General features: G+C 68.9%; 19 protein-coding genes and 2 tRNA genes. 17 read left to right on the top strand and 4 right to left on the bottom strand.

The features are described 5' to 3' along the window. The first annotated feature begins 122 nt into the window (after window positions 1-122). From gyrB to ABD912_RS19250, 7 genes are all read left to right on the top strand, one after another. Entirely contained in the window at window positions 123-2,198 is a 2,076-nt protein-coding gene (gene gyrB, locus ABD912_RS19280; protein WP_425548110.1) for a DNA topoisomerase (ATP-hydrolyzing) subunit B, read from the top strand. 49 nt (window positions 2,199-2,247) lie between these two features. After that, on the top strand, window positions 2,248-4,878 hold the full coding sequence (gyrA, locus tag ABD912_RS19275) for a DNA gyrase subunit A (protein ID WP_345153440.1): 2,631 nt from the start codon (window positions 2,248-2,250) through the stop codon (window positions 4,876-4,878). After that, a complete protein-coding gene (locus tag ABD912_RS19270; RefSeq protein WP_345153438.1) occupies window positions 4,875-5,477 on the top strand; it encodes a DUF3566 domain-containing protein in 603 nt (200 codons plus the stop codon). The genes gyrA and ABD912_RS19270 overlap by 4 nt, the downstream gene beginning before the upstream one ends. Window positions 5,478-5,725: 248 nt before the next feature. Then, window positions 5,726-5,799: transfer RNA gene (locus tag ABD912_RS19265), tRNA-Ile, on the top strand. Window positions 5,800-5,833: 34 nt separating this feature from the next. Next, the gene (locus tag ABD912_RS19260) at window positions 5,834-5,950 is read left to right on the top strand and encodes a DLW-39 family protein (RefSeq protein WP_345153435.1); all 117 of its coding nucleotides are present in this window, start codon (window positions 5,834-5,836) and stop codon (window positions 5,948-5,950) included. 11 nt (window positions 5,951-5,961) lie between these two features. Next, window positions 5,962-6,034, top strand: a tRNA-Ala gene (locus ABD912_RS19255). Window positions 6,035-6,157: 123 nt separating this feature from the next. Then, entirely contained in the window at window positions 6,158-7,054 is an 897-nt protein-coding gene (locus ABD912_RS19250; RefSeq protein WP_345153433.1) for a DMT family transporter, read from the top strand. Here ABD912_RS19250 and ABD912_RS19245 read toward each other — a convergent pair. Both ABD912_RS19245 and ABD912_RS19240 read right to left on the bottom strand, forming a co-directional pair. Beyond that, on the bottom strand, window positions 6,969-7,892 hold the full coding sequence (locus ABD912_RS19245; RefSeq protein WP_345153431.1) for a glycosyltransferase family 2 protein: 924 nt from the start codon (window positions 7,890-7,892) through the stop codon (window positions 6,969-6,971). The genes ABD912_RS19250 and ABD912_RS19245 overlap by 86 nt on opposite strands. Before the next feature lie 86 nt (window positions 7,893-7,978). Then, window positions 7,979-8,932 (bottom strand): hypothetical protein, encoded by a 954-nt coding sequence (locus ABD912_RS19240; protein WP_345153429.1) that lies wholly within the window; start codon window positions 8,930-8,932, stop codon window positions 7,979-7,981. Between the two features lie 163 nt (window positions 8,933-9,095). Between ABD912_RS19240 and ABD912_RS19235 the strand changes: the two genes are divergently transcribed. The 4 genes from ABD912_RS19235 (at window position 9,096) to ABD912_RS19220 (ending at window position 13,033) form a co-directional block, all read left to right on the top strand. After that, window positions 9,096-9,641, top strand: coding sequence for a peptidylprolyl isomerase (locus ABD912_RS19235; RefSeq protein ID WP_345153427.1), 546 nt, complete (start codon window positions 9,096-9,098; stop codon window positions 9,639-9,641). Window positions 9,642-9,838: 197 nt separating this feature from the next. Next, on the top strand, window positions 9,839-10,714 hold the full coding sequence (locus tag ABD912_RS19230) for a rhomboid family intramembrane serine protease (protein WP_345153425.1): 876 nt from the start codon (window positions 9,839-9,841) through the stop codon (window positions 10,712-10,714). Window positions 10,715-10,842: 128 nt separating this feature from the next. Next, a complete protein-coding gene (locus ABD912_RS19225; protein ID WP_345153424.1) occupies window positions 10,843-11,148 on the top strand; it encodes a hypothetical protein in 306 nt (101 codons plus the stop codon). Window positions 11,149-11,686: 538 nt separating this feature from the next. Then, entirely contained in the window at window positions 11,687-13,033 is a 1,347-nt protein-coding gene (locus ABD912_RS19220; RefSeq protein WP_345153423.1) for an MFS transporter, read from the top strand. Window positions 13,034-13,082: 49 nt separating this feature from the next. On the opposite strand, the gene ABD912_RS19215 is transcribed toward ABD912_RS19220, so the two are convergent. Continuing rightward, window positions 13,083-13,307 carry a hypothetical protein gene (locus tag ABD912_RS19215; RefSeq protein WP_345153422.1) on the bottom strand — a complete coding sequence of 75 codons (225 nt, stop codon included), beginning with the start codon at window positions 13,305-13,307 and terminating at the stop codon, window positions 13,083-13,085. A gap of 24 nt (window positions 13,308-13,331) precedes the next feature. Beyond that, window positions 13,332-14,117, bottom strand: a complete 786-nt coding sequence (locus ABD912_RS19210) for an IclR family transcriptional regulator (protein WP_345153421.1) — start codon at window positions 14,115-14,117, stop codon at window positions 13,332-13,334. Between the two features lie 141 nt (window positions 14,118-14,258). Between ABD912_RS19210 and ABD912_RS19205 the strand changes: the two genes are divergently transcribed. From ABD912_RS19205 to ABD912_RS19180, 6 genes are all read left to right on the top strand, one after another. Further along, entirely contained in the window at window positions 14,259-14,759 is a 501-nt protein-coding gene (locus ABD912_RS19205) for a tripartite tricarboxylate transporter TctB family protein (RefSeq protein WP_345153419.1), read from the top strand. Window positions 14,760-14,761: 2 nt separating this feature from the next. Further along, entirely contained in the window at window positions 14,762-16,267 is a 1,506-nt protein-coding gene (locus ABD912_RS19200) for a tripartite tricarboxylate transporter permease (RefSeq protein WP_345153416.1), read from the top strand. A gap of 46 nt (window positions 16,268-16,313) precedes the next feature. Further along, on the top strand, window positions 16,314-17,309 hold the full coding sequence (locus tag ABD912_RS19195; protein WP_345153415.1) for a tripartite tricarboxylate transporter substrate binding protein: 996 nt from the start codon (window positions 16,314-16,316) through the stop codon (window positions 17,307-17,309). Window positions 17,310-17,402: 93 nt separating this feature from the next. Further along, the gene (locus ABD912_RS19190; RefSeq protein WP_345153414.1) at window positions 17,403-18,041 is read left to right on the top strand and encodes an RraA family protein; all 639 of its coding nucleotides are present in this window, start codon (window positions 17,403-17,405) and stop codon (window positions 18,039-18,041) included. A gap of 33 nt (window positions 18,042-18,074) precedes the next feature. Further along, window positions 18,075-18,848 carry an NAD(P)-dependent oxidoreductase gene (locus ABD912_RS19185; protein WP_345153412.1) on the top strand — a complete coding sequence of 258 codons (774 nt, stop codon included), beginning with the start codon at window positions 18,075-18,077 and terminating at the stop codon, window positions 18,846-18,848. 34 nt (window positions 18,849-18,882) lie between these two features. Then, the gene (locus tag ABD912_RS19180) at window positions 18,883-20,220 is read left to right on the top strand and encodes a TRAP transporter large permease subunit (protein WP_345153411.1); all 1,338 of its coding nucleotides are present in this window, start codon (window positions 18,883-18,885) and stop codon (window positions 20,218-20,220) included. Window position 20,221 lies beyond the last annotated feature (1 nt).

Genomic DNA, 20,221 nt, shown 5'->3' with positions numbered 1-20,221 from the left:
GGTGGGCGGGTTCCGCGCTTTTCTCCGGCGAAACGCGATAGAATTACATCTGTGGTGTCCCTCCGGCCCGGAGGGGCGCCGGTTCATGCATGGGCCCAACTCATACGGGGCCCGCCCGCCCGATGCACAAGGAGTCTGCAGCGCCTGTGGCTACTGAGAACACCGCACCCCAGGAAGATCCCTCAGCGGAGGCCAGGGAATCGGCCACCGGCAAGGCGGAAAAAGACTACGGCGCGTCCGCCATCACGGTGCTCGAGGGACTCGAGGCCGTGCGCAAGCGCCCCGGCATGTACATCGGCTCCACCGGTCCGCGCGGCCTGCACCACCTGGTGTACGAGGTCGTGGACAACTCGGTTGACGAGGCCCTGGCCGGCTACTGCGACCACATCAAGATCACCCTCCAGGAGGACGGCGGCGTCCGCGTCGAGGACAACGGCCGCGGCATCCCGGTGGACATCCACCCGACCGAGGGCAAGCCGACCGTCGAGGTCGTCATGACGATCCTGCACGCCGGCGGCAAGTTCGGCGGCGGCGGCTACGCGGTCTCCGGCGGCCTGCACGGCGTGGGCATTTCCGTGGTGAACGCGCTCTCGCGCCGGGTGGACACCGTCGTCAAGCGCCAGGGGCACGCCTGGAGCATGACCTTCGGCGACGGCGGCAAGCCGCAGGGCCCGCTGGTCAAGGGCGAGGAAACCGCCGAAACCGGCACCACGCAGACGTTCTACGCGGACCCGGAGATCTTCGAGTCGACGGAGTACGACTTCGAGACCCTGCGCGCCCGCTTCCAGCAGATGGCCTTCCTGAACAAGGGCCTGCGCATCACGCTGACGGACGAACGCCGCGCCGAGCCGGACGAGGACGAGATTGCCGGGGAGGCCGAGGAGGCGCCGAAGCACCGCGTCGTCGACTACCGCTACGAAGCCGGCCTGCTGGACTACGTCAAGCACCTCAACGCCTCCAAGAAGGTGGAGCTGGTCCACGAGGACGTCATCTCCTTCGAGTCCGAGGACACGGAGAAGAAGATCTCCGTGGAGGTCGCGATGCAGTGGACCACCGCCTACTCCGAGTCCGTGCACACCTACGCGAACACCATCAACACCCACGAGGGCGGAACCCACGAAGAGGGCTTCCGCGCCGCGATGACGGCGCTGATCAACCGCTACGCGCGCGACAAGCAGATCCTCAAGGAGAAGGACGACAACCTCACCGGCGACGACATCCGCGAGGGCCTGACCGCCGTCATCTCGGTCAAGCTCGGCGAACCGCAGTTCGAGGGCCAGACCAAGACCAAGCTGGGCAACTCGATGGCCAAGGGCTTCGTCCAGGGCGTTGTCAACGAGGAGCTCGGCGACTGGCTCGAGCGCAATCCCAACACCGCCCGCGACATCATCCGCAAGGCGCAGCTGGCCGCGACCGCGCGCATGGCCGCCCGCAAGGCCCGCGAGAACGCCCGCCGCAAGTCGCCGCTGGAATCCTTCGGCATGCCCGGCAAGCTCTCCGACTGCTCCTCGAAGAACCCGGTGGAGTGCGAGGTCTACATGGTGGAGGGCGACTCCGCCGGCGGTTCGGCCAAGCGCGGCCGCAACCCGGAGACCCAGGCGATCCTGCCGCTGCGCGGCAAGATCCTCAACGTCGAGCGCGCCCGCCTCGACAAGGCGCTCGGCAACGCCGAGGTCCAGTCCATGATCACGGCCTTCGGCACCGGCATCGGCGAGGAGTTCGACCTCGCCAAGCTGCGCTACCACAAGATCGTGCTGATGGCCGATGCCGACGTCGACGGCCAGCACATCACCACCCTGCTGCTGACGCTGCTGTTCCGCTACATGCGCCCGCTGATCGAAAACGGGTTCGTCTACCTGGCGCAGCCGCCGCTGTACCGCATCAAGTGGTCCAATGCCGCGCACGACTACGTGTTCAGCGACCGCGAGCGGGACGAGGCGCTGCGGAAGGGCCAGGCGGCGAACAAGCGCCTGCCCAAGGACAACGGCATCCAGCGCTACAAGGGCCTGGGCGAGATGGACTACACGGAGCTGTGGGACACCACCATGGACCCGGAGCGCCGCACGCTGCTGCAGGTCACCATGGAGGACGCCGCCGCGGCGGACCAGATCTTCTCCGTGCTGATGGGCGAGGACGTCGAGTCGCGGCGCTCGTTCATCCAGCAGAACGCGAAGGACGTGCGCTTCCTGGACATCTGATCCCGGTGCCCCTTCGACGTATGCAGACTTTGACTAGAGGAAGAACCCGATGAGCGATCAGACTCCCGAGAACCCGCAGAACCCCGAGGACCCGCAGGAGCCCGTGGAGGGCACCGTGATCGACCGCGTCGAGCAGGTCGACCTGCAGACCGAGATGCAGCGGTCCTACCTGGACTACGCGATGGCCGTGATCGTCGGCCGCGCACTGCCGGACGTGCGCGACGGCCTCAAGCCCGTGCACCGCCGCGTGCTGTATGCGATGTTCGACGGCGGCTACCGTCCCGAGCGCTCGTACAACAAGTGCGCCCGCGTGGTCGGCGAGGTCATGGGCCAGTACCACCCGCACGGCGACACGGCGATCTACGACGCCCTGGTGCGCCTCATCCAGGACTGGACCATGCGCTACCCGCTGGCGCTGGGCCAGGGCAACTTCGGTTCCCCGGGCAACGACGGCGCCGCGGCCCCGCGGTACACCGAGACCAAGATGGCCCAGCTGGCCATGGAGATGGTCCGGGACATCGACGAGGAAACCGTCGACTTCCAGGACAACTACGACGGCAAGAACCAGGAACCGACGGTCCTTCCGGCCCGCTTCCCGAACCTTTTGGCCAACGGCTCCTCCGGCATCGCCGTCGGCATGGCCACCAACATCCCGCCGCACAACCTGCGCGAGCTGGCCGAGGGCGTGCAGTGGTACCTGGACAACCCGGGAGCCTCCAAGGAGGAGCTGCTCGAGGCGCTCATCCAGCGCGTCAAGGGCCCCGACTTCCCCACCGGCGCCATGATCCTGGGCCACAAGGGCATCGAGGAGGCCTACCGCACCGGACGCGGCTCCATCACCATGCGGGCGGTCGTCAGCGTCGAGGAACTCCAGGGCCGCACCTGCCTGGTCGTGACCGAACTCCCCTACCAGGCCAACCCGGACAACCTGGCGATCAAGATCGCCGAACTGGTCAAGGACGGCAGGATCCAGGGCATCGCCGACCTGCGCGACGAGACGTCCGGCCGCACCGGCCAGCGCCTGGTGATCGTGCTCAAGCGCGACGCCGTGGCGAAGGTGGTCCTGAACAACCTCTACAAGCACACCTCGCTGCAGGAGAACTTCTCCGCGAACATGCTGGCGCTGGTCGACGGGGTGCCGCGCACGCTCTCCATCGACGCGTTCATCCGCCACTGGGTGACGCACCAGATCGAGGTCATCGTCCGGCGCACCAAGTTCCGCCTGCGCAAGGCGGAGGAGGCGGCCCACATCCTGCGTGGCCTGCTCAAGGCGCTCGACGCCCTCGACGAGGTCATTGCCCTGATCCGCCGCTCCCCCACCGTGGAGGCTGCGCGCGAGGGCCTGAAGGAACTGCTGCAGATCGACGACGTCCAGGCCCAGGCGATCCTGGACATGCAGCTGCGCCGCCTGGCGGCCCTGGAGCGCCAGAAGATCACCGACCAGCACACCAAGCTCGAGGCCGAGATCGCCGAGTACCGGGTGATCCTGGGGGACCAGGGCCGCCAGCGGCAGATCATCTCCGAGGAGCTGCACGAAATCGTCGCCAAGCACGGCGACGACCGCCGCACCAAGATCCTCATGGGCTACGACGGCGACATGTCCGTCGAAGATCTCATCCCCGAAGAGGAAATGGTCGTTACGATCACCCGCGGCGGCTACGTCAAGCGCACCCGCAGCGACAACTACCGCTCGCAGAACCGCGGCGGCAAGGGGATCAAGGGCGCGCAGCTGCGCGGCGACGACGTCGTCGAGCACTTCTTCGTCACCACGACCCACAACTGGCTGCTGTTCTTCACCAACCACGGGCGCGTCTACCGGGCCAAGTGCTACGAGCTCGCCGAGGCCGGCCGCGACGCCAAGGGGCAGCACGTGGCCAACCTGCTCGCCTTCCAGCCGGACGAGCGCATCGCCCAGGTCCTGGACCTGCGCGACTACGAGCAGGCGCCCTACCTGGTCCTGGCCACCAAGAACGGCTTGGTCAAGAAGACCCGCCTGGCGGACTACGACACCAACCGCAGCGCCGGGGTGATCGCCATCAACCTGCGCGAGGACGACGAACTGGTCTCCGCCCAGCTGGTCAGCGAAACCGACGACCTCATGCTGGTGTCCCGCCACGGCCAGTCGGTGCGCTTCACCGCCACCGACGAGGCGCTGCGCCCGATGGGCCGCAACACCTCCGGCGTGACGGGCATGAAGTTCCGCGACGACGACGAGCTGCTCGCCGCCGACGTCGTCTCCGACGGCTCCTACGTCTTCATCGTCACCGAGGGCGGCTACGCCAAGCGCACCTCCATCGAGGAATACCGCGTGCAGGGCCGCGGCGGCCTGGGCATCAAGGTCGGCAAGTACCAGGAGGACCGCGGGCACCTGGTCGGCGCGCTGATCGTCCAGGAAGAGGACGAGGTCCTGGTGGTCATGGAGGGCGGCAAGGTGGTCCGCTCCGACGTGGCGCAGGTCCCTGCCAAGGGCCGCGACACGATGGGCGTGATCTTTGCCAAGCCCGACAAGAAGGACCGCATCATCGCGGTGGCCAAGAACACCGAGCGCGGCCTCGGAACGGACGCCGATGACGATGCAGTACCGTTGGATGCGAACCAGATCCCGGCTGAGGCGGAGTCCGTTCCGTCCGTTGCGGACGAGGCGGCGCCTGCGGCCGACAACGACGGAGGTAATGCGTGAGCACCCCGAATACTCCCCGCCCGGGAGCTTCCCGCCCCGCAGCGGCAGCCGGGGCACGTCCGGCAGCGCCGCGGCAGGCACCGGCAAATGCCGCCCGTCCCGCCGCCGCCGGCCAGCGTCCCGCCCAGGGCCAGCGTCCCGCGGCGGCCGGCGCAGCCCGCCCCGCACCGCAGGGACAGCAGCGTCCGGCCCCGCGTCCGGGCCAGCAGCAGCTGGTGCGCCCGGCGCCCAAGGCCAAGGTCCGCAAGGCCCGCCTGCTGGTCAGCAAGGTGGACCCGTGGTCCGTGCTGAAGATGGCGTTCCTGCTGTCCGTGGCGCTGGGCATCGTCACCGTGGTCGCCTCCGTGGTGCTGTGGACCGTGCTGGATCTGACCGGCATCTTCGACCGCATCAACGAACTGCTCCGCGACGTGGCCGGCACGGAGAGCTCCTTCGACCTCAAGGAACTCATCTCGCTGGGCCAGACGGCCTCCTTCGCCACCATCGTCGCCGTCGTCAACGTGGTCCTGCTGACCGCCCTGTCGATGCTTTCGGCGGTGCTGTACAACATCTCCTCGACCCTGGTCGGCGGCATCGGCGTGACGCTCACCGACGACTAGCCGTCCAGACGGCTCCCACGCCTCGCTTCGCTCGGCGCGGGGCCCTCGCCGTCTGGACTTACAGGCTTGAAGGAACGGCCCCCGGCCGCGGAACGCTCCGCGGCCGGGGGCTTTTCCTTTGCCCCGTTTTCGAGGGCCGATTTCCGGGCCACGTCCCCCGAAAAACCGCAGGAAAACGCCCAAATGCGGCCGATTTGGTTTATCTGCGGTTCTTCGGTAAAGTCTTATCTCGTCCTAAGGGACACTGAGGGCGTATAGCTCAGGCGGTTAGAGCGCTTCGCTGATAACGAAGAGGTCCCAGGTTCAAGTCCTGGTACGCCCACGGATCCCTCCACGGTTGAGTCAAGGAGGACCGCATGCGCAAGCTGTTGGTTCTGGCAGCCGCGATTGCGGGAATCTTCACTTACCGGAAGTGGAAGGAATCCGAAGCGGAGAAATCCGCTTGGAGCCGGTCGACCGACAAGGTAGACTAGCCACCCCTTCCGGGGGCATGGCGCAATTGGTAGCGCACCTGCTTTGCAAGCAGGGGGTTAGGGGTTCGAGTCCCCTTGCCTCCACCGGATGAAATGTCCCGGACCCCCAGGGTCCGGGACATTTTCCGTTTCCCGGCCATGCACCCGATCGGCTTCCCGGCCCGCCACCGGTCCAGCGGGAGCCCCCGGGGGCCATAGGGTGGAACGGTGATCTTCCTCCTCGCGGCGCTCGGTGTTCTGGGCGCGTCCGCCTCCGGCCCCATCATTGCGGCGACCCCCGGGGTATCCCCCCTGGCCATGGCGTTCTGGCGCAACGTGCTCGGTGCCGGGGTCATGGCGGTCCCGATGGTGGTCCGCGAGCCGGCGGCCCTGGCCCGGGCCGGCCGCCGCGGATGGGGTTGGAGCGCCGTGGCGGCCCTGGCGCTGGCCCTGCACTTTGTCTGCTTCATGTCCTCCGTGCGCATGACCTCCGTCGCCACGGCCACCGCCCTGGCGTGCCTGCAGTCCGTGTGGATCGCCCTCTTCCAGCGGCTGGGTGGGATCCGGCTTCCCTGGGCCGTGGCCGGCGGCATCGCGGTGGCGTTCGCCGGCGTCGTCACCATCACCGGGTTCGACCTCGGCGGCGACCCGCGGGCCCTCCAGGGCGACGCGCTGGCCATCGTCGGGGGCATGCTGGCCGGCGCCTACACCCTAGCCGGTTCCAAGGCCCGGGAAACGCTCGCCACCGGCCCGTACACGACTCTCTGCTACGGGATGACGGCACTGATCCTGCTGGCCCTCTGCGTGGCCTTCCACGTGCCCCTGTGGGGGTTCGGGCTGGCCGGGTGGCTGGGCATCCTTGCCTTGACGGTGTTTGCGCAGCTGATGGGCCACACGATCTTCAACCACGTGGTCAAGCACCTGGGTCCGCTGACGGTCTCCACGCTGATCCTGCTGGAGATCCCGGGGGCGGCCCTCATCGCCGCCCTCCTGCTCGGCGAATCCCTGCCCGTGGCCACCTACGCGGGCATGGCGCTGATCATGGCCGGTCTGGCCGCCGTCGTCCGCGGACAGCGCGCCGCCGCGCCCGTGAAGACGGCGGAACCGGCGGAACTGCCGCTGTGAACGAACCGAACCCCCGCCGCCGCTGCGCACCCGCGCGGCGATGGATGAAGCGCAGGGTCCTGGCCGGGTAGTAGATGGACAGAAAGAGCAGCTCCGGGATCCTCAGGACCTTCCTGTCGATCCGGTGCGCCTTGTAGGTGCGGTCGAAGCGGCCGACGTAGCGGCGGTAGTCCCGCGGGGAGTCCTCGAGCCGGCGCGCCGACATTCCGGCCACCATGGCCGGAACGTAGCGCACCGCCATGCGGTGCTCGGCCAGATGCAGGGAGATGTCGATGTCCTCGTGCATCAGGTCGGCCTCGTCGCGGCACACCTCCGGGGCGATCGCTTCCCAGGCGGTGCGGCGCACGGCCATGTTGGAGCCGAAAAGGAAGTGGTGCTGCCGATGGGCCAGCCGCAGGACCAGCTGGCGCAGGCGGTCGTCCGCCTTCAGGCCCCACCGGCGCAGCGGCATGTCGTAGTAGTGCACCGGCCCGGTGGCGCCCATGACCTCGGGGTCCTGGAACGCGCTGGCGACCTGCGCCACCCAGTCCGGTTCCAGCACCGAATCGGCGTCGATGCGTCCCAGCACGTCTCCCGTGGCCAGGCCCAGCCCCACGTTCCGGGTGGGGACCAGTCCCTGCTCCGCGTCCTGGCGGGCGAGGTGGAGCGGGGCCTCCGGGTGCTCGCGCTGCATCCGGCGCACGATCGCGGCCGTGCGGTCCGTGGACCCGTTGTCCACCACGATGATTTCCCGTGCGGGCACGCTCTGGCGCAGCGCCGCCGCCACGCACTGCCGGATCACGCCTTCCTCGTTGTATGCGGGAATGACTAGGGAAACGGTCGGTCGGCGGGGATGCACGCCCATAATGTACCAACCCGGCACATCACAAAGGCGCAGGGCCCCGCGGTTGCGGGGCCCTGCGCCTGGTGTGTTTCCGGTGAGTGCTACTCGGCCGCGTCGTCCGAGGCACGACGGCGGGTGCCGCCGCGTGGTCCCGGCTTCGGGACCTCCGTGGTGCCCTCCTCGGGAACCTCGGGTTCGGTGCCCGCGCCCGCTTCTCCAAAGGAGGTCTCCGCCACTTCCTCGGCCGGAGCAATCTCCTCGGACGGAGCGACTGCCTCGGTCTGGGCGGTTTCCGCCTCCGTGGCCGCGGCTGCGGAGACCGGTGCCGCCGGAACCGCCGACTCGGCGCCGGGTTCCCCGGTTTCCGGGACGGCCACGGCCGGGATCGGAGCCGGGTCGACCGGGGCGGGGGACTTCCAGGGATCCTCGACCGGCTTGGAGGCCTTCCACGCGGCGATGCCTGCGGCGGCCGCCGCAGCGAAGATCGCGAAGACCAAAAGGCCCTTCTTGCGCCCCTTGCGGCCCTGTTCCTTCTGGACCTTCTTGGTGGCGGCGAGCCCGGCCGCGCCGGCTACGCCAGCCGCCGCCTTCCGGGCCTTCTTGAGGGTCTTCTTGTCCACCTTGATGGTCGCGGCAGCCTTCTGCACCACCGGGGCGGCGACCACGTCAAGCTTGCGGATGGTGTAGTCGGCTGCCTCGCCGAGCTTCACGCTGGCGGCCGGAAGGTATTCGCGGACCACAACGTCGCGGGCGTGCTGCAACGCCGGGGCCGCCTTGTCCGCGGCGCCCTGAATCTTCGGGGCTGCCTCGTCGACCGCGGCCGAAATCTTCGGAGCGACCCTTTCAAGGCCTTCCTGGAGTTTCGGGGTCACTCTGTAGACTCCTTCGGCGAGTTCTTGGGCTGCACGGGACAGGCCTTCCTGGATCTTCGGAGAGGCCGTTTCGATGCCTTTCTCGGCCCAGTAGACGGCCGCCTCCACCTTCGGTGCGGCCCAGTCCTTGGCGCTGTCGACGGAAACGCCGAGGTTTCGGGCACTGCGTTCGGTATTCTTCACACGTTCCTCCCGGATGCTAAGGGGCTTCGCCGCCCAGCCTACGCGCATGTCAAGCCCGCGGGCCATCGCCCCGGCACCATGTGTTGGGCGCGCCGTCCCATGTTCACTGTCCGCGTATCCGAGCCGGGCAGGCGCCCGGGTGCCCCGTGGAAGAATGGGGGTCATGACTGCTATCCCCACCCACAAGGCGACCATCCACACCAATCTTGGCGACATCGTCGTGAACCTCTTCGGCAACCACGCGCCGAAGACCGTCAAGAACTTCGTTGGCCTCTCCACCGGCGAGCAGACCTGGGTCGATCCTCAGAGCGGCGAGGAGAAGGCCGGTACCCCGCTGTACAACGGCACCATCTTCCACCGCATCATCTCCGACTTCATGATCCAGGGCGGCGATCCGCTGGGCCAGGGCATCGGCGGCCCGGGCTACCGCTTCGACGACGAGATCAACCCGGACCTGGACTTCACCCAGCCGTACAAGCTGGCCATGGCCAACGCCGGCATCCAGGGCGGCCGCGGCACCAACGGCTCCCAGTTCTTCATCACCTCGGTCCCGACCACGTGGCTGCAGGGCAAGCACACCATCTTCGGCGACGTGACCGACGAGTCCTCCCGCGCCGTCGTCGACTCGCTCAACGCCATCGCCACCGACGGCCGCGACAAGCCGCTCCAGGACGTCGTGATCTCCAGCATCGACATCGAGGAGCTCTAGGCAGCTTCCCCGCGCCGCACCGGCGCACTTGGTCCCGCCCGGTCCCCGCAAGGAAGCCGCGGCGGGACCTTGCCGTTTAAGGCCCCGCCAGACTCAAAAGCCGTCAGGCCGGGGGCCCAGGCTCCGCGGGGACAGCCACCAACCCCACCCGCAGCCACACCGCCCAGCACCCACGCCAAACACCCAGGAGTTCCCTCATGGCCTTCGGCCAACCCGCGCACCAGCCCGAGATGGAAGTGCCGGTCTGCCCGCGCCACCCCGACCGCGCCTCGTATGTGCGGTGCCAGCGCTGCGGCCGGCCGGCCTGCCCGGAGTGCCAGCGCTCCGCCGCCGTCGGCGTCCAGTGCGTCGACTGCGTGGCCGAAACGAACCGCACCCTGCGGACGCCCCGGACGTCGCTGGGCGGCACGGTGCGCGACGGCAAGCCGATGGTCACCTACACGCTGATCGGGCTGTGCGTGGCGGTGTACGCGCTGCAGCTGGTGTTCCCCGGGGTGCAGGAAGCCTTGGCCTACAACGGGCTGTACACCGGATCCGAACCGTGGCGGATGCTCACCTCCACGTTCCTGCACTCGCAGGGGTTCCTGATGCACATCGCGTTCAACATGTATGCGCTGTTCATCATCGGCCGGATCCTGGAGCCGATGCTGGGCCGGGCCCGGTTCCTGGCGCTGTACCTGCTGGCAGGTTTCGGCGGATCCGTCGCCGTGCTGCTGATCAACCCCTATTCGTGGGTCGTGGGCGCCTCCGGCGCGGTCTTCGGGCTGTTCGGGGCCCTGCTGGTGGTCACGCGTGCCCGCGGAGGCAACTACCGGCCGATCCTGCTGCTTCTGGGCATCAATCTAGCGATCGGGTTCATCCCCGGAACCAACATCGCCTGGCAGGCCCACGTGGGAGGACTGGCGGCGGGCGCCGCCCTGGCCGCGGTGTTCGTCTACGCCCCGCGCGGTCCGCGCCGGGCGGCGTTCCAGTGGGCGGGGGTAGTGGCCGTGGCCGCGGTGCTGCTGGGGCTGACCTGGTTTGGATGGCAGAACGTGCTCCAGGACGTGGTCCAGCGGTACGCCTCTGTATAGCGCTCGGCGAACCGCATGGCCAGGGACACAAACTAGGCTCGGTGGGATAAATCAGGTTAGCCTAACCTAAATGCCTATCCACCTCGTGCCGTGCTTCCCTCCTGCGCGAGGCCGCCAGAGAGGTCACCGTGCAAGCCATCCTGTTCCCTACCGACTGCAACGCCCAGCACCAGCAGGGCCTGGCCAGCCATTTGTGGATCGACAACGACCTGTTCCCGACCGTGCACAACCGCCGGGACACGTACGCCGTGCCGGCCTACGAAATCAAGGGCCACTGGGTGTATCCGTCCCGGTACAACCTGTTCCAGTCCCCCCAGCTGCCGGTGTACGTCTTCGACGGGGAGTGCCTGGTAGCCACGGGCCACGGCGACGAGCCCGCGGGGATGCCGGTGTATGAAATCCGGTGCATGTGCCTGCCCCACCTCACCCCATGAACCCGCCGTCCCGTCTCGCGAGCCCCGGCGGGAGCGCCATTGGCGCGGGGAGGGCCGGCAGGCCGCGCGGCGTTTCCACAGCGCTTATCCACAATGTTAATAACTGACAGCCATGTAATTCAGAGTGTGAAGGTGACGGTTCACGCCGAAAATAGGGGGACGGCCAGCGCAAAGGGGTTCCCGAACCCGAATATGCACACGTCAATCCACATCTGTGGATAACGCTGTGCACAGACTGTGGGGTGTGGATAGCCTGACTTGGGACTATCCGATTCCGCCGCTCTTCGAGCGTCGAATGCCCCCATCTTCCGCGGTTTCCCGCGGGATATCCAGAGGGGGAAAGAAATTCTCCACAGGGCTTCTCCACAGTGTTAATAACTTACGCGCCTGTAGTTCCATGGCTCAAGGGGCCTGCATCGGCATCATTCCGGGCGATCGAACACGGTTACCAACACAATTGTCCCCATCTGTGGATAACGCTGTGCACAGACTGTGGTTTCCGGGCTCGGGGACCTGAGGCAGGCATTAGGATCGTGGGGTGAAATCCCCAGAGTCCACCGGCCCCGCCGCGCTGCCGCAGGCCGTTTCCCCGGACCGCGCAATTTCCCCGGGCCGGGCACGGACCGCCCGGCGGGCCTGGACCGTTGCCGCGCTCACGCTGCTGGCGCTGGTCGCCGGGGCCGCCTTCCGCTCGACCACCGGCGCCCTGCTGGAGCCGCTGGAGACGGAGTTCGGCTGGACCCGGTCCGCGACCAGCGGCGCGGTCACCGCGAACCTGGTGGTCTACGGCCTGACCGCACCGTTCGCGGCCGCCGCCATGGAACGCTTCGGGGTGAAGCGGGTGGTGACCGCCGGCCTGCTGCTCACCGCCGCCGGCAGCGCCCTGACCACCGTCATGACCGATCTGTGGCAGCTGTGGGTCCTCTGGGGAGCCTTCATCGGCGTCGGCACCGGCGTCATGGCCCTGGTCTTCGGGTCCGTCGTCGCCAACCGCTGGTTCGCCACCCGGCGCGGACTGGTGATGGGCCTCTTCTCCGGCGCCAACGCGTGCGGGCAGCTGATTTTCCTGCCGTTGATCGTCCACCTGGCCCACTCCCCCGGATGGCGGGCCGCCGCCCTCGCGGTGGCCCTCCTGGCGGCCCTGATCGTCCCGTTCTGGCTGCTGTGGTTCTCCGACCGGCCGCAGGACCTGGGCCTGCGGCCCTACGGGGAAAACCCGGAGCACCCGCAGCAGGACCCCGCCCCGTCGGCCGTGCCGGCCTGGAAGCTGGCCGTCGTCGTGCTCCGGGAGGCGGCACGCAGGCGGGCGTTCTGGATCCTGGCCTTCACCTTTTTCGTCTGCGGCTGGTCCACCAACGGACTGGTCCAGACCCACTTCATCCCCGCAGCGCACGACCACGGCATGCCCGCCACCACCGCAGCCGGGCTGCTCGCGATCATCGGGGTCTTCGACCTGATCGGCACGGTCCTCTCCGGCTGGCTGACCGACCGCTTCGACCCCGCCCTGCTGCTGGTGGCCTACTACGGCCTGCGCGGGCTCTCGCTCGTGTTCATCAACACCATGCTGGCTCCGACCATCGAGCCGCCGCTGTGGATCTTCATCGTCTTCTACGGCCTGGACTGGGTGGCCACCGTGCCGCCAACGGTGGCGCTGTGCCGGGAGCATTTCGGCATCCAGCGCGCGGGCATCGTGTTCGGCTGGGTGTTCGCAGCGCACATGGTCGGTGCCGGCATCGCGTCCAGCGCGGCCGGGTGGATCCGCGAGGCCACCGGCAGCTACGCGCTGGCGTGGATGTCCGCCGCCGTCCTGTGCGGGGCGGCAGCCGTTTCGCTGTTCGTGATCCGCTCACGCAAGCAGGCGCCCGCCCTCCGGGACGCAGCCTAGCGCCGCCTGCGCCGGTGCCGCTGGGGAGCCGGGTGGCCGGCCCCGGTTGTCACCGGCGCGGAGAGCCGGCGTTCGCCGGCTCCGGCAGGATGTCCAGATCGAATTCGGCCGCGTCCAGCAGGAGGCGTGTTCCCGTTCCGGTTTCCCAGATCCACAGGACGCCCAGGTGCGGGGCCGCCACGTCGGTGCGGCCGCGCAATTCGACGCCGCGGGCGTCGGTGGCCACGATGGCGTCGCCGCCGCGAATCTCATGCAGCTTCCTGGATCCTTGCATCGGATTCCTCCTTCCGGGGTGGCGCTAGTACATCGTGCTGGCCAGGAGGTCGGCCAGGCGGCGTGCCGAATGGCGCAGCTCCGGTACCTGCGCCAGGAGGTCGTCGCGTGAAGACGACTCCATCGGAGAGGTCAGCGAGATCGATTCGGTGATTGTTCCGCTTCTCGAAGGGACCGCAACGGCCACCGAGACGACGCCGGTTGCACGCTCGTCCTCGGAGTAGGCGAAATCCTCGCCGGGAGGGGGGAGGCGGCGGCGCAGCTCGGCGACGGTGAAGCCGGCGGGTTCGTACTTGCGCTCGACGGAGGCGGTGACGACCTGCTCGAGTTGGTCCGCATCAAGCGCGGCGACCAGGATCTTTCCCGCGGCGCCGACGGTTAGGGGCAGGCGCCGGCCCTGGGGCAGGTCGTAGCCGAGCGAGGCCGCGCCGACGACGCGTTCAACGAGGACCCGCTCAAACCCCAGCTTTGAGTACAACGACGCCGTCAGCCCGGTTTGTTCGGCAAGGTGCTGGAGGATCGGCCGTGCGGCCCGGGCCAGGGGGTCCGACTCGAGGAAGACGCGTGCCGCCGGCAGGACGGCCGGTCCGATGCGGTAGCTCTTGTCGGTCTGGCTGACCAGGCCGTACTCCTGCAGGACCCGGAGGATCCGCAAAGTCGTCGGCGAGCTCATCCCGCAGTCCTTGGCGATCTGGTTCAGCCGCTGGGGATGGTCGTAGCGCTGCAGCTGTTCGAACACCTCGATGGCGCGGGACAGCGACCGCATGCTGCTGGCCGATCGCGCCTCGGATGCCTTGGGTTCCACCGTCATTCTTTCATCCTACGCAATCTTTCCCGTGACGCACCTCGCTTGACCGTGTGATGTGATCCATGCCATCATTTCATCTCACGTTATTAAATTTTATTGTATGAAATTTTGCGTCGAACTACGCAACTCAATTCAAGGATTCCCATGACCTCAGTCACAGAAGCCCGCCCGGTGCGGCGGCTGCGCCGTTCGATCGTGGCGGGCCAGCTGGTGCTGGCGGCCCTCGGCGCGTACGTCCTGGCCGAATCGGCCGGTCTCGGGCTGTGGAACGAGCTCGGTCCCGGGCCCGGTTTCTTCCCCTGCGTCCTGGGCGCGGCACTGGTGCTGCTCTCGGTCGTCTGGTTCTTCCAGGAACGCGCCGGCGTACAGGCGGCCCCGGTGGCCGAGGCCTCCGACCGGTCGCAGGTGCGGGCCGTGGTGCTCAGCCTGCTGGTCCTCTCCGCGGCGCTGCCGTTCATCGGCTTCCAGCTGGGGGTCTTCCTGTTCCTGATGTACCACCTGCGGCTGCGGGCGCGGACGTCCTGGGTCAAGTCGGTGGTCATCTCGCTGTGCGGCAGCGTGGGCGTCTACTACCTCTTCACCTTGGGGCTCAACGTCTCCCTCCCCGAGGCGGTCATCGTTCCCCTCAGCCTGATCGGACTGTGACCATGGACGTACTGAACGAACTGCTCAACGGGTTCGCTGCGGCCCTGACGTGGCAGAACCTCCTGTTCGCCTTCATCGGCTGCCTGCTGGGCACCATGATCGGCGTCCTGCCGGGCATCGGCCCGGTCGCCGGGGTGGCGCTGCTGATCCCGCTGACCCTGAACCTGGACCCCGCAGGGTCCATCATCATGCTCTGCGCGATCTTCTACGGCACCACCTACGGCGGAACCATCACCAGCGTCCTGCTGAACACCCCCGGAGAAGCCGCCTCGGCCATCACGACCCTCGACGGGTACGCGATGACCAAGCTCGGCCGGGCGGGAGTGGCCCTCACCATCGCCGCCGCCGGCTCCTTCATCGGCGGCTCGCTGGCCACCGCGGGCCTCGTGATCGCGGCAAAGCCGCTCGGCAGCCTGGGCCTGATGATCGGACCGCCCGAGTTCTTCGCCCTGGTGGTGGTGGGCATCTCCCTGCTGGTCGCCCTTGCGGGCCGCTCCATGGTCCGGGCGCTCATCTCCGGCGCGCTGGGCCTGTTGATCTCCATGGTCGGCATCGACCCGGTTGCCGGCGCGCCCCGGTTCACCTTCGGCATGGATCGCCTGCTCGACGGCGTCAGCTTCGTCGCGGTGATCGTTGGCCTGTTCGGCCTCTCCGAGATCCTTTCCCACCGTCCCGGCAAGGATGAGGTCGTCGCCCAGGCCCCCGGCCTGCGGGCCCTCCTGCCCACCCGCGAGGACTGGCGCCGCAGCGCCCCGGCCTTCGCCCGCGGCACCGGCATCGGTTTCGGGCTCGGACTGATCCCGGGCATGACCGGCTCCGTTTCCTCCCTCCTGTCCTACGGCGCGGAGAAGAAGTTCTCCAAGCACCGCCACGCACTCGGCCAAGGAGCCATCGAGGGCGTCGCCGGACCGGAAACGGCCAACAACGCCCACGCCAACGGCGCCCTGATCCCGCTCTTCACCCTCGGCATCCCGGCCTCCCCCACCATCGCCGTCCTCATGGGCGCGTTCCTCCAGCAGGGCCTGACCCCCGGCCCGACGCTCTTTGCCGAGCACGCGGACATCGCCTGGACCATCATCGCCAGCCTCTTCATCGGCAACATCCTGCTGCTGGTGCTCAACGTCCCGCTGGTGGGCCTGTGGACCTCCATCCTCAAGGTCCCCTACCCGATCCTCACCGGCCTGATCCTCATGTTCATGGTCGTCGGCGCCTACACGATCAACTTCTCCGTCTTCGACGTGTTCGTCATGATCCTCTTCGGCGTCATCGGCCTGGTCCTGCGCCACCTGGACATCCCGCTGGCACCGATGGTCCTGACCCTTGTCCTCGGGCCCCTGATGGAACGCTCCCTGCGCGAATCCCTGGACATCTCCCGCGGCGACCTGACCATCTTCCTCGAGCGCCCGGTGACCGTGGTCCTGCTCGCCATCGCCCTGCTCATCGTCTGCAGTCCGCTGCTCAAGCTGCGCAAGCCCGCCGCCCTCGCCGCCGAGGACCCCGAAACCTAAGCCGCCCGCACCACCCACCTACTCCACCCATCGCAAAGGACACCCAATGAAGCGCATCCTTGCCGCCACCTCCGTGGCCGCCTTCACCCTCCTCGCCACCGCCGCCTGCGGCTCCGCGGGCAACTCCCAGTCCCAGGGCGAGGACTTCCCCCGCAAGGGCAAGTCCATCGAACTGGTGGTCGCGTTCGCCCCCGGCGGCGCCGTGGACACCGCCGCCCGGCTCGTCCAGCCCGTGCTCGAGCGCGAACTGGGCACCAACGTCGAGGTCGTCAACAAGCCCGGCGCCGGCGGACAGATCGGCTACACCACCCTCACCAGCGCCCGGGCCGACGGCTACACCATCGGCGCCACCGGCTCCCCGTCCGTCGTCGTCACCCCGCTGGACTCCACCCGCGGCGCGAAGTTCACCCGGGAGGACTTCCAGCCCCTGGGCCGCCAGGTCATCGACCCGGCCGTCGTCGCCGTCCAGCCCGACAGCCCCTACCAGGACCTCGACGACCTCCTGCAGGCGGCCAAGGACCACCCCGACACCATCACCGCGACCACCACCGGCCAGCAGGGCGGTGAGCACTTCGCCATCGCCCAGATCAAGGAAGCCACCGGCGCCGCCCTCAGCCCGGTGCACTTCTCCGAGGGCGCCTCCCAGGCCTCCACCGCCTTCCTCGGCCGCCACGTCGAGGTCCTCGTCGCCAACGTCAGCGACGTCACCGACCTGGTCAAGCAGGGCAAGGCCAGGGTCCTGGGGGTCATGGACAGCGAGCGGGCCGCGGCCCTGCCCGACGTTCCGACCTTCGCCGAAGCCGGACACGACATCGTCGCCGCCACCGCCCGCGGCTACTCCGCCCCGGCCGGACTGCCCGACGCCGTCGCCGAGAAGCTCGAGGCCGCCCTGAAGACCGCCATCGAGGACCCCCAGGTTGTCGCCAAGATGGGCGACCTCGGCCTGGCCACCAGCTACCAGCCCGCCGAGGAATACCAGGCGTTCTGGGCCCAGCAGGAAAGCGACTACAAGACCGTCCTGCCGCTGGTTCAGGCCAAGTAGACAGCCCAGGCCAAGTAAACAGTCCAGGCCAAGCAACCGGCCCGGGTCCACCAACCGGCCCGGGCCCGGCACCAACACACGAAGGATCAGCTCATGACCACAGCCGCAGACACCTCCACCGCCACCGACTTCGATCGCCCTGCGCCCGAGCTCGTCGCGCGCCTCGCGGCCCTGCCCGCCGCCAACATCGGCGATGCCATGGAACGCCTGGGGGTTGCCGACTCCGCGATCCAGGCCATCTGGCCCGGAGCGAAGCTCGCCGGTCCGGCCTTTACCGTCTGGGTCGCCGCCGGCGACAACCGCGGCATCCACGAAAGCCTCGCCGTGGCGCAGCCCGGCGACGTCGTGGTCGTTGCCGGAGGCGGCGACACCTCCCGCGCCCTCCTGGGCGAGCTCATCGGCGAACGGGCGATTTCCGCCGGCCTCGCCGGATTCGCCCTCGACGGTGCCGCGCGGGACGCGGAGGTCCTCGGCGAGATCGGCCTGCCGGTCTTCGCCCGTGCCACCACCCCCGCCGGCCCCTACAAGAACGGACCCTCGCGCATCGCGGTGCCCGTCGCCTTCGGCGGCGTACCCGTCCTGCCCGGGGACATCGTCATCGGGGATTCCGACGGCGTCGTCGTCGTTCCGCGCGACCAGGCAGAGCGCATCGCCGAGGCGGCGGAGGCCGTGTTCGCCGACGAGGCCGAACGCCGGGCCCGCATCGTCGCCGAACGCGCGGCCGCCTCCTAAGCACCCCCAGCACCATCTGAAGGAAACAGCACCATGAACTGCACGATCATCGGCCTCGGCGAGGCCGGCGCCATCTACGCCTCCGCCCTGCTGCGCGCCGGCCACCGGGTGACCGGCTACGACCCGGTCGTCACCACCGCGCCCGCCGGCGTCGAGCTCGCGCCCAGCGCCGCGGCCGCCTGCGCCGACGCCGATGCCGTCCTGGTCCTCACCGGGGCCGGTGCGGCCCGGCCGGTCGCGGCCGAGTGCCTCCCCGCCATGCGGAAGGGTGCCTGCTACGCGGACCTGACCTCCTCCTCCCCCGGCACCATGGAGGAACTCGGCCGGACCGCCGGCGGGGTGCTGTTCGCCGACGTCGCGATCCTCGGCCCGGTCATCTCCCAGCGGGAGGAGACCCCGCTGATGGCCAGCGGCCCCGGCGCCGAGGCGTTCGCCGCCCTGGTCTCCGGGATCGGGGCCCCGGTCGAGGTCGTGCCCGGCCTCCCGGGGGCCGCGATGGCGCACAAGCTCCTGCGCAGCGTGTTCATGAAGGGGCTGGCCTCCGTCGTCGTCGAGGCGGTCACCGCCGGACGGGCCGCCGGCCTGGAGGACTTCGTCCGCACCCAGATCGCCGCCATGCTGGCCGGGGACGGCGAAGCCGTGATCGATCGCTTCCTCAACGGCACGCAGAAGCACGCGGCCCGCCGGTCCTTCGAGATGCGCTCCACCAGCGGCTACCTCGCCGAACTGGGCGTCCCGTCGGAGATGACCGACGCCTCGGCCGGTGCCATGGAACGGATGGCCGCGACCGAAACCGTGGCATCCTGATGATGTCCTGCTTCCCGCCCCGAAAGGACCGGACATGATCGGCGTGTGGGCGCTGGGCGCCTATCTGGCGGTCATCATCCTCTGGACGACGCTCATGCGGCGCAACGTCGGTGAAGCCATGATGGTCGGCTTCCTCGTCGCCGCCGCCTTCAACGGAGCCGGCGCGCTGGCCGCCGGCTGGACCGCGCTCTACGACGCGCTGACCGACGAGATCGTCTACGCCACCGTCGTCTTTGTCTTTATGGGCTACCTGCTGGAAAAGGCCGGCGTCATGGAACGGATGATCAATCTGCTCGACTCCCTCATTGGCGGACGGAAGGGCGGCTCGGCCTACGTCTCCACCGTCGCCTCCGCCGGGCTCGGCAGCATCGTGCACAACCAGGCCGCCATCGCCGCGACCGTCGGATCCGTGACCATCCCTTGGATGGAACGGGCCAAGATGGACCGCACCACCGCCGCGACCATCGTGGCCGGCAACGCCGGCATGGGCATCACCTTCCCCTTCAGCGCGTCCATGTTCGTGCTCGTCGGCTCCTCCACCGTCGGCCCGCTGCTGGACGTCGATTCGCTGATCGTGCCGTTGATCGCCGGCGGCCTGTGGTGCGTGCTGCACCGACTCGTCGTCACCGCGATCCTCGTGCGGCGCAGCGGCGGACAGGCCACCGCCAAGGAGAACCGGCCCCTGCTGCTCGAGTCCCTCCGCCGCGGCTGGACCACGCTGCTGCTCTTCGTCGGCGTCGCGCTGCCCATGTTCCTCACCACCGGCCTGCTCGCCGAACTGCTCTCCAACCACACCGGGACCGACGTGTCCAAGGCCGTCAGCCCGATCTTCTGGATCCCGGTGGTGCTCATCGCGCTGGGCCTGGTCCTCGGCCGCCGGCAGCTGCCGCGCAGCCCCAAGGCCTGGGCCACGCTCATCGGGGACTCCGCCCCGCGCTTCGGCGTCGTTGGCATCACCGTGCTTTTCGCGTTCGCCGGCGCCAACGCGCTGGCCACCACCGGCCTGCCGGAGCAGCTCTCCGGGCTGCTCGGGAGCCTGGACCTGCCCGTGTGGCTGCTCGCCCTGGTCATCGGCCTCATCGTCGTCGCCGTCGCCGCGCCGCTCTCCTCCACCGCGACCATGGCCGCCGTGGGCACCATCGGCGTCGCCGCGCTCATCGCAGCTGGCGTGCCCGCCCCCACCGCCGCCGTCGCGGTGCTGATCTTCTCCTCCTGCGAGGCCGCCGTGCCGCCCGGCGGGGCGCCGCTGTACGTCGCGTGCGGCATCGCCGGCGTGGACCCGCTCCACACCTTCCGCCGCATGCTCCTCTACTACGCCCTGCCCCTGCTCGGCATCGGCGTGCTCGTTGCCACCGGCCTCCTGCCCGTCTGAC

Source organism: Arthrobacter ginkgonis (assembly GCF_039540195.1).
Taxonomy (GTDB): domain Bacteria; phylum Actinomycetota; class Actinomycetes; order Actinomycetales; family Micrococcaceae; genus Zafaria; species Zafaria ginkgonis.
The sequence above is the reverse complement of the archived record's forward strand: the minus strand, read 5'-3'. Positions and strand labels throughout refer to the sequence as shown.

What these genes read in the sequence shown, in the direction of transcription:
- gyrB (WP_425548110.1), top strand. Translation starts at nt 123, where the DNA reads ATGCACAAGGAGTCTGCAGCGCCTGTGGCTACTGAGAACACCGCACCC.
- gyrA (WP_345153440.1), top strand. Translation starts at nt 2,248, where the DNA reads ATGAGCGATCAGACTCCCGAGAACCCGCAGAACCCCGAGGACCCGCAG.
- ABD912_RS19260 (WP_345153435.1), top strand. Translation starts at nt 5,834, where the DNA reads ATGCGCAAGCTGTTGGTTCTGGCAGCCGCGATTGCGGGAATCTTCACT.
- ABD912_RS19235 (WP_345153427.1), top strand. Translation starts at nt 9,096, where the DNA reads ATGACTGCTATCCCCACCCACAAGGCGACCATCCACACCAATCTTGGC.
- ABD912_RS19230 (WP_345153425.1), top strand. Translation starts at nt 9,839, where the DNA reads ATGGCCTTCGGCCAACCCGCGCACCAGCCCGAGATGGAAGTGCCGGTC.
- ABD912_RS19215 (WP_345153422.1), bottom strand. Translation starts at nt 13,307, where the DNA reads ATGCAAGGATCCAGGAAGCTGCATGAGATTCGCGGCGGCGACGCCATC.
- ABD912_RS19210 (WP_345153421.1), bottom strand. Translation starts at nt 14,117, where the DNA reads ATGACGGTGGAACCCAAGGCATCCGAGGCGCGATCGGCCAGCAGCATG.
- ABD912_RS19205 (WP_345153419.1), top strand. Translation starts at nt 14,259, where the DNA reads ATGACCTCAGTCACAGAAGCCCGCCCGGTGCGGCGGCTGCGCCGTTCG.
- ABD912_RS19200 (WP_345153416.1), top strand. Translation starts at nt 14,762, where the DNA reads ATGGACGTACTGAACGAACTGCTCAACGGGTTCGCTGCGGCCCTGACG.
- ABD912_RS19195 (WP_345153415.1), top strand. Translation starts at nt 16,314, where the DNA reads ATGAAGCGCATCCTTGCCGCCACCTCCGTGGCCGCCTTCACCCTCCTC.
- ABD912_RS19190 (WP_345153414.1), top strand. Translation starts at nt 17,403, where the DNA reads ATGACCACAGCCGCAGACACCTCCACCGCCACCGACTTCGATCGCCCT.
- ABD912_RS19185 (WP_345153412.1), top strand. Translation starts at nt 18,075, where the DNA reads ATGAACTGCACGATCATCGGCCTCGGCGAGGCCGGCGCCATCTACGCC.
- ABD912_RS19180 (WP_345153411.1), top strand. Translation starts at nt 18,883, where the DNA reads ATGATCGGCGTGTGGGCGCTGGGCGCCTATCTGGCGGTCATCATCCTC.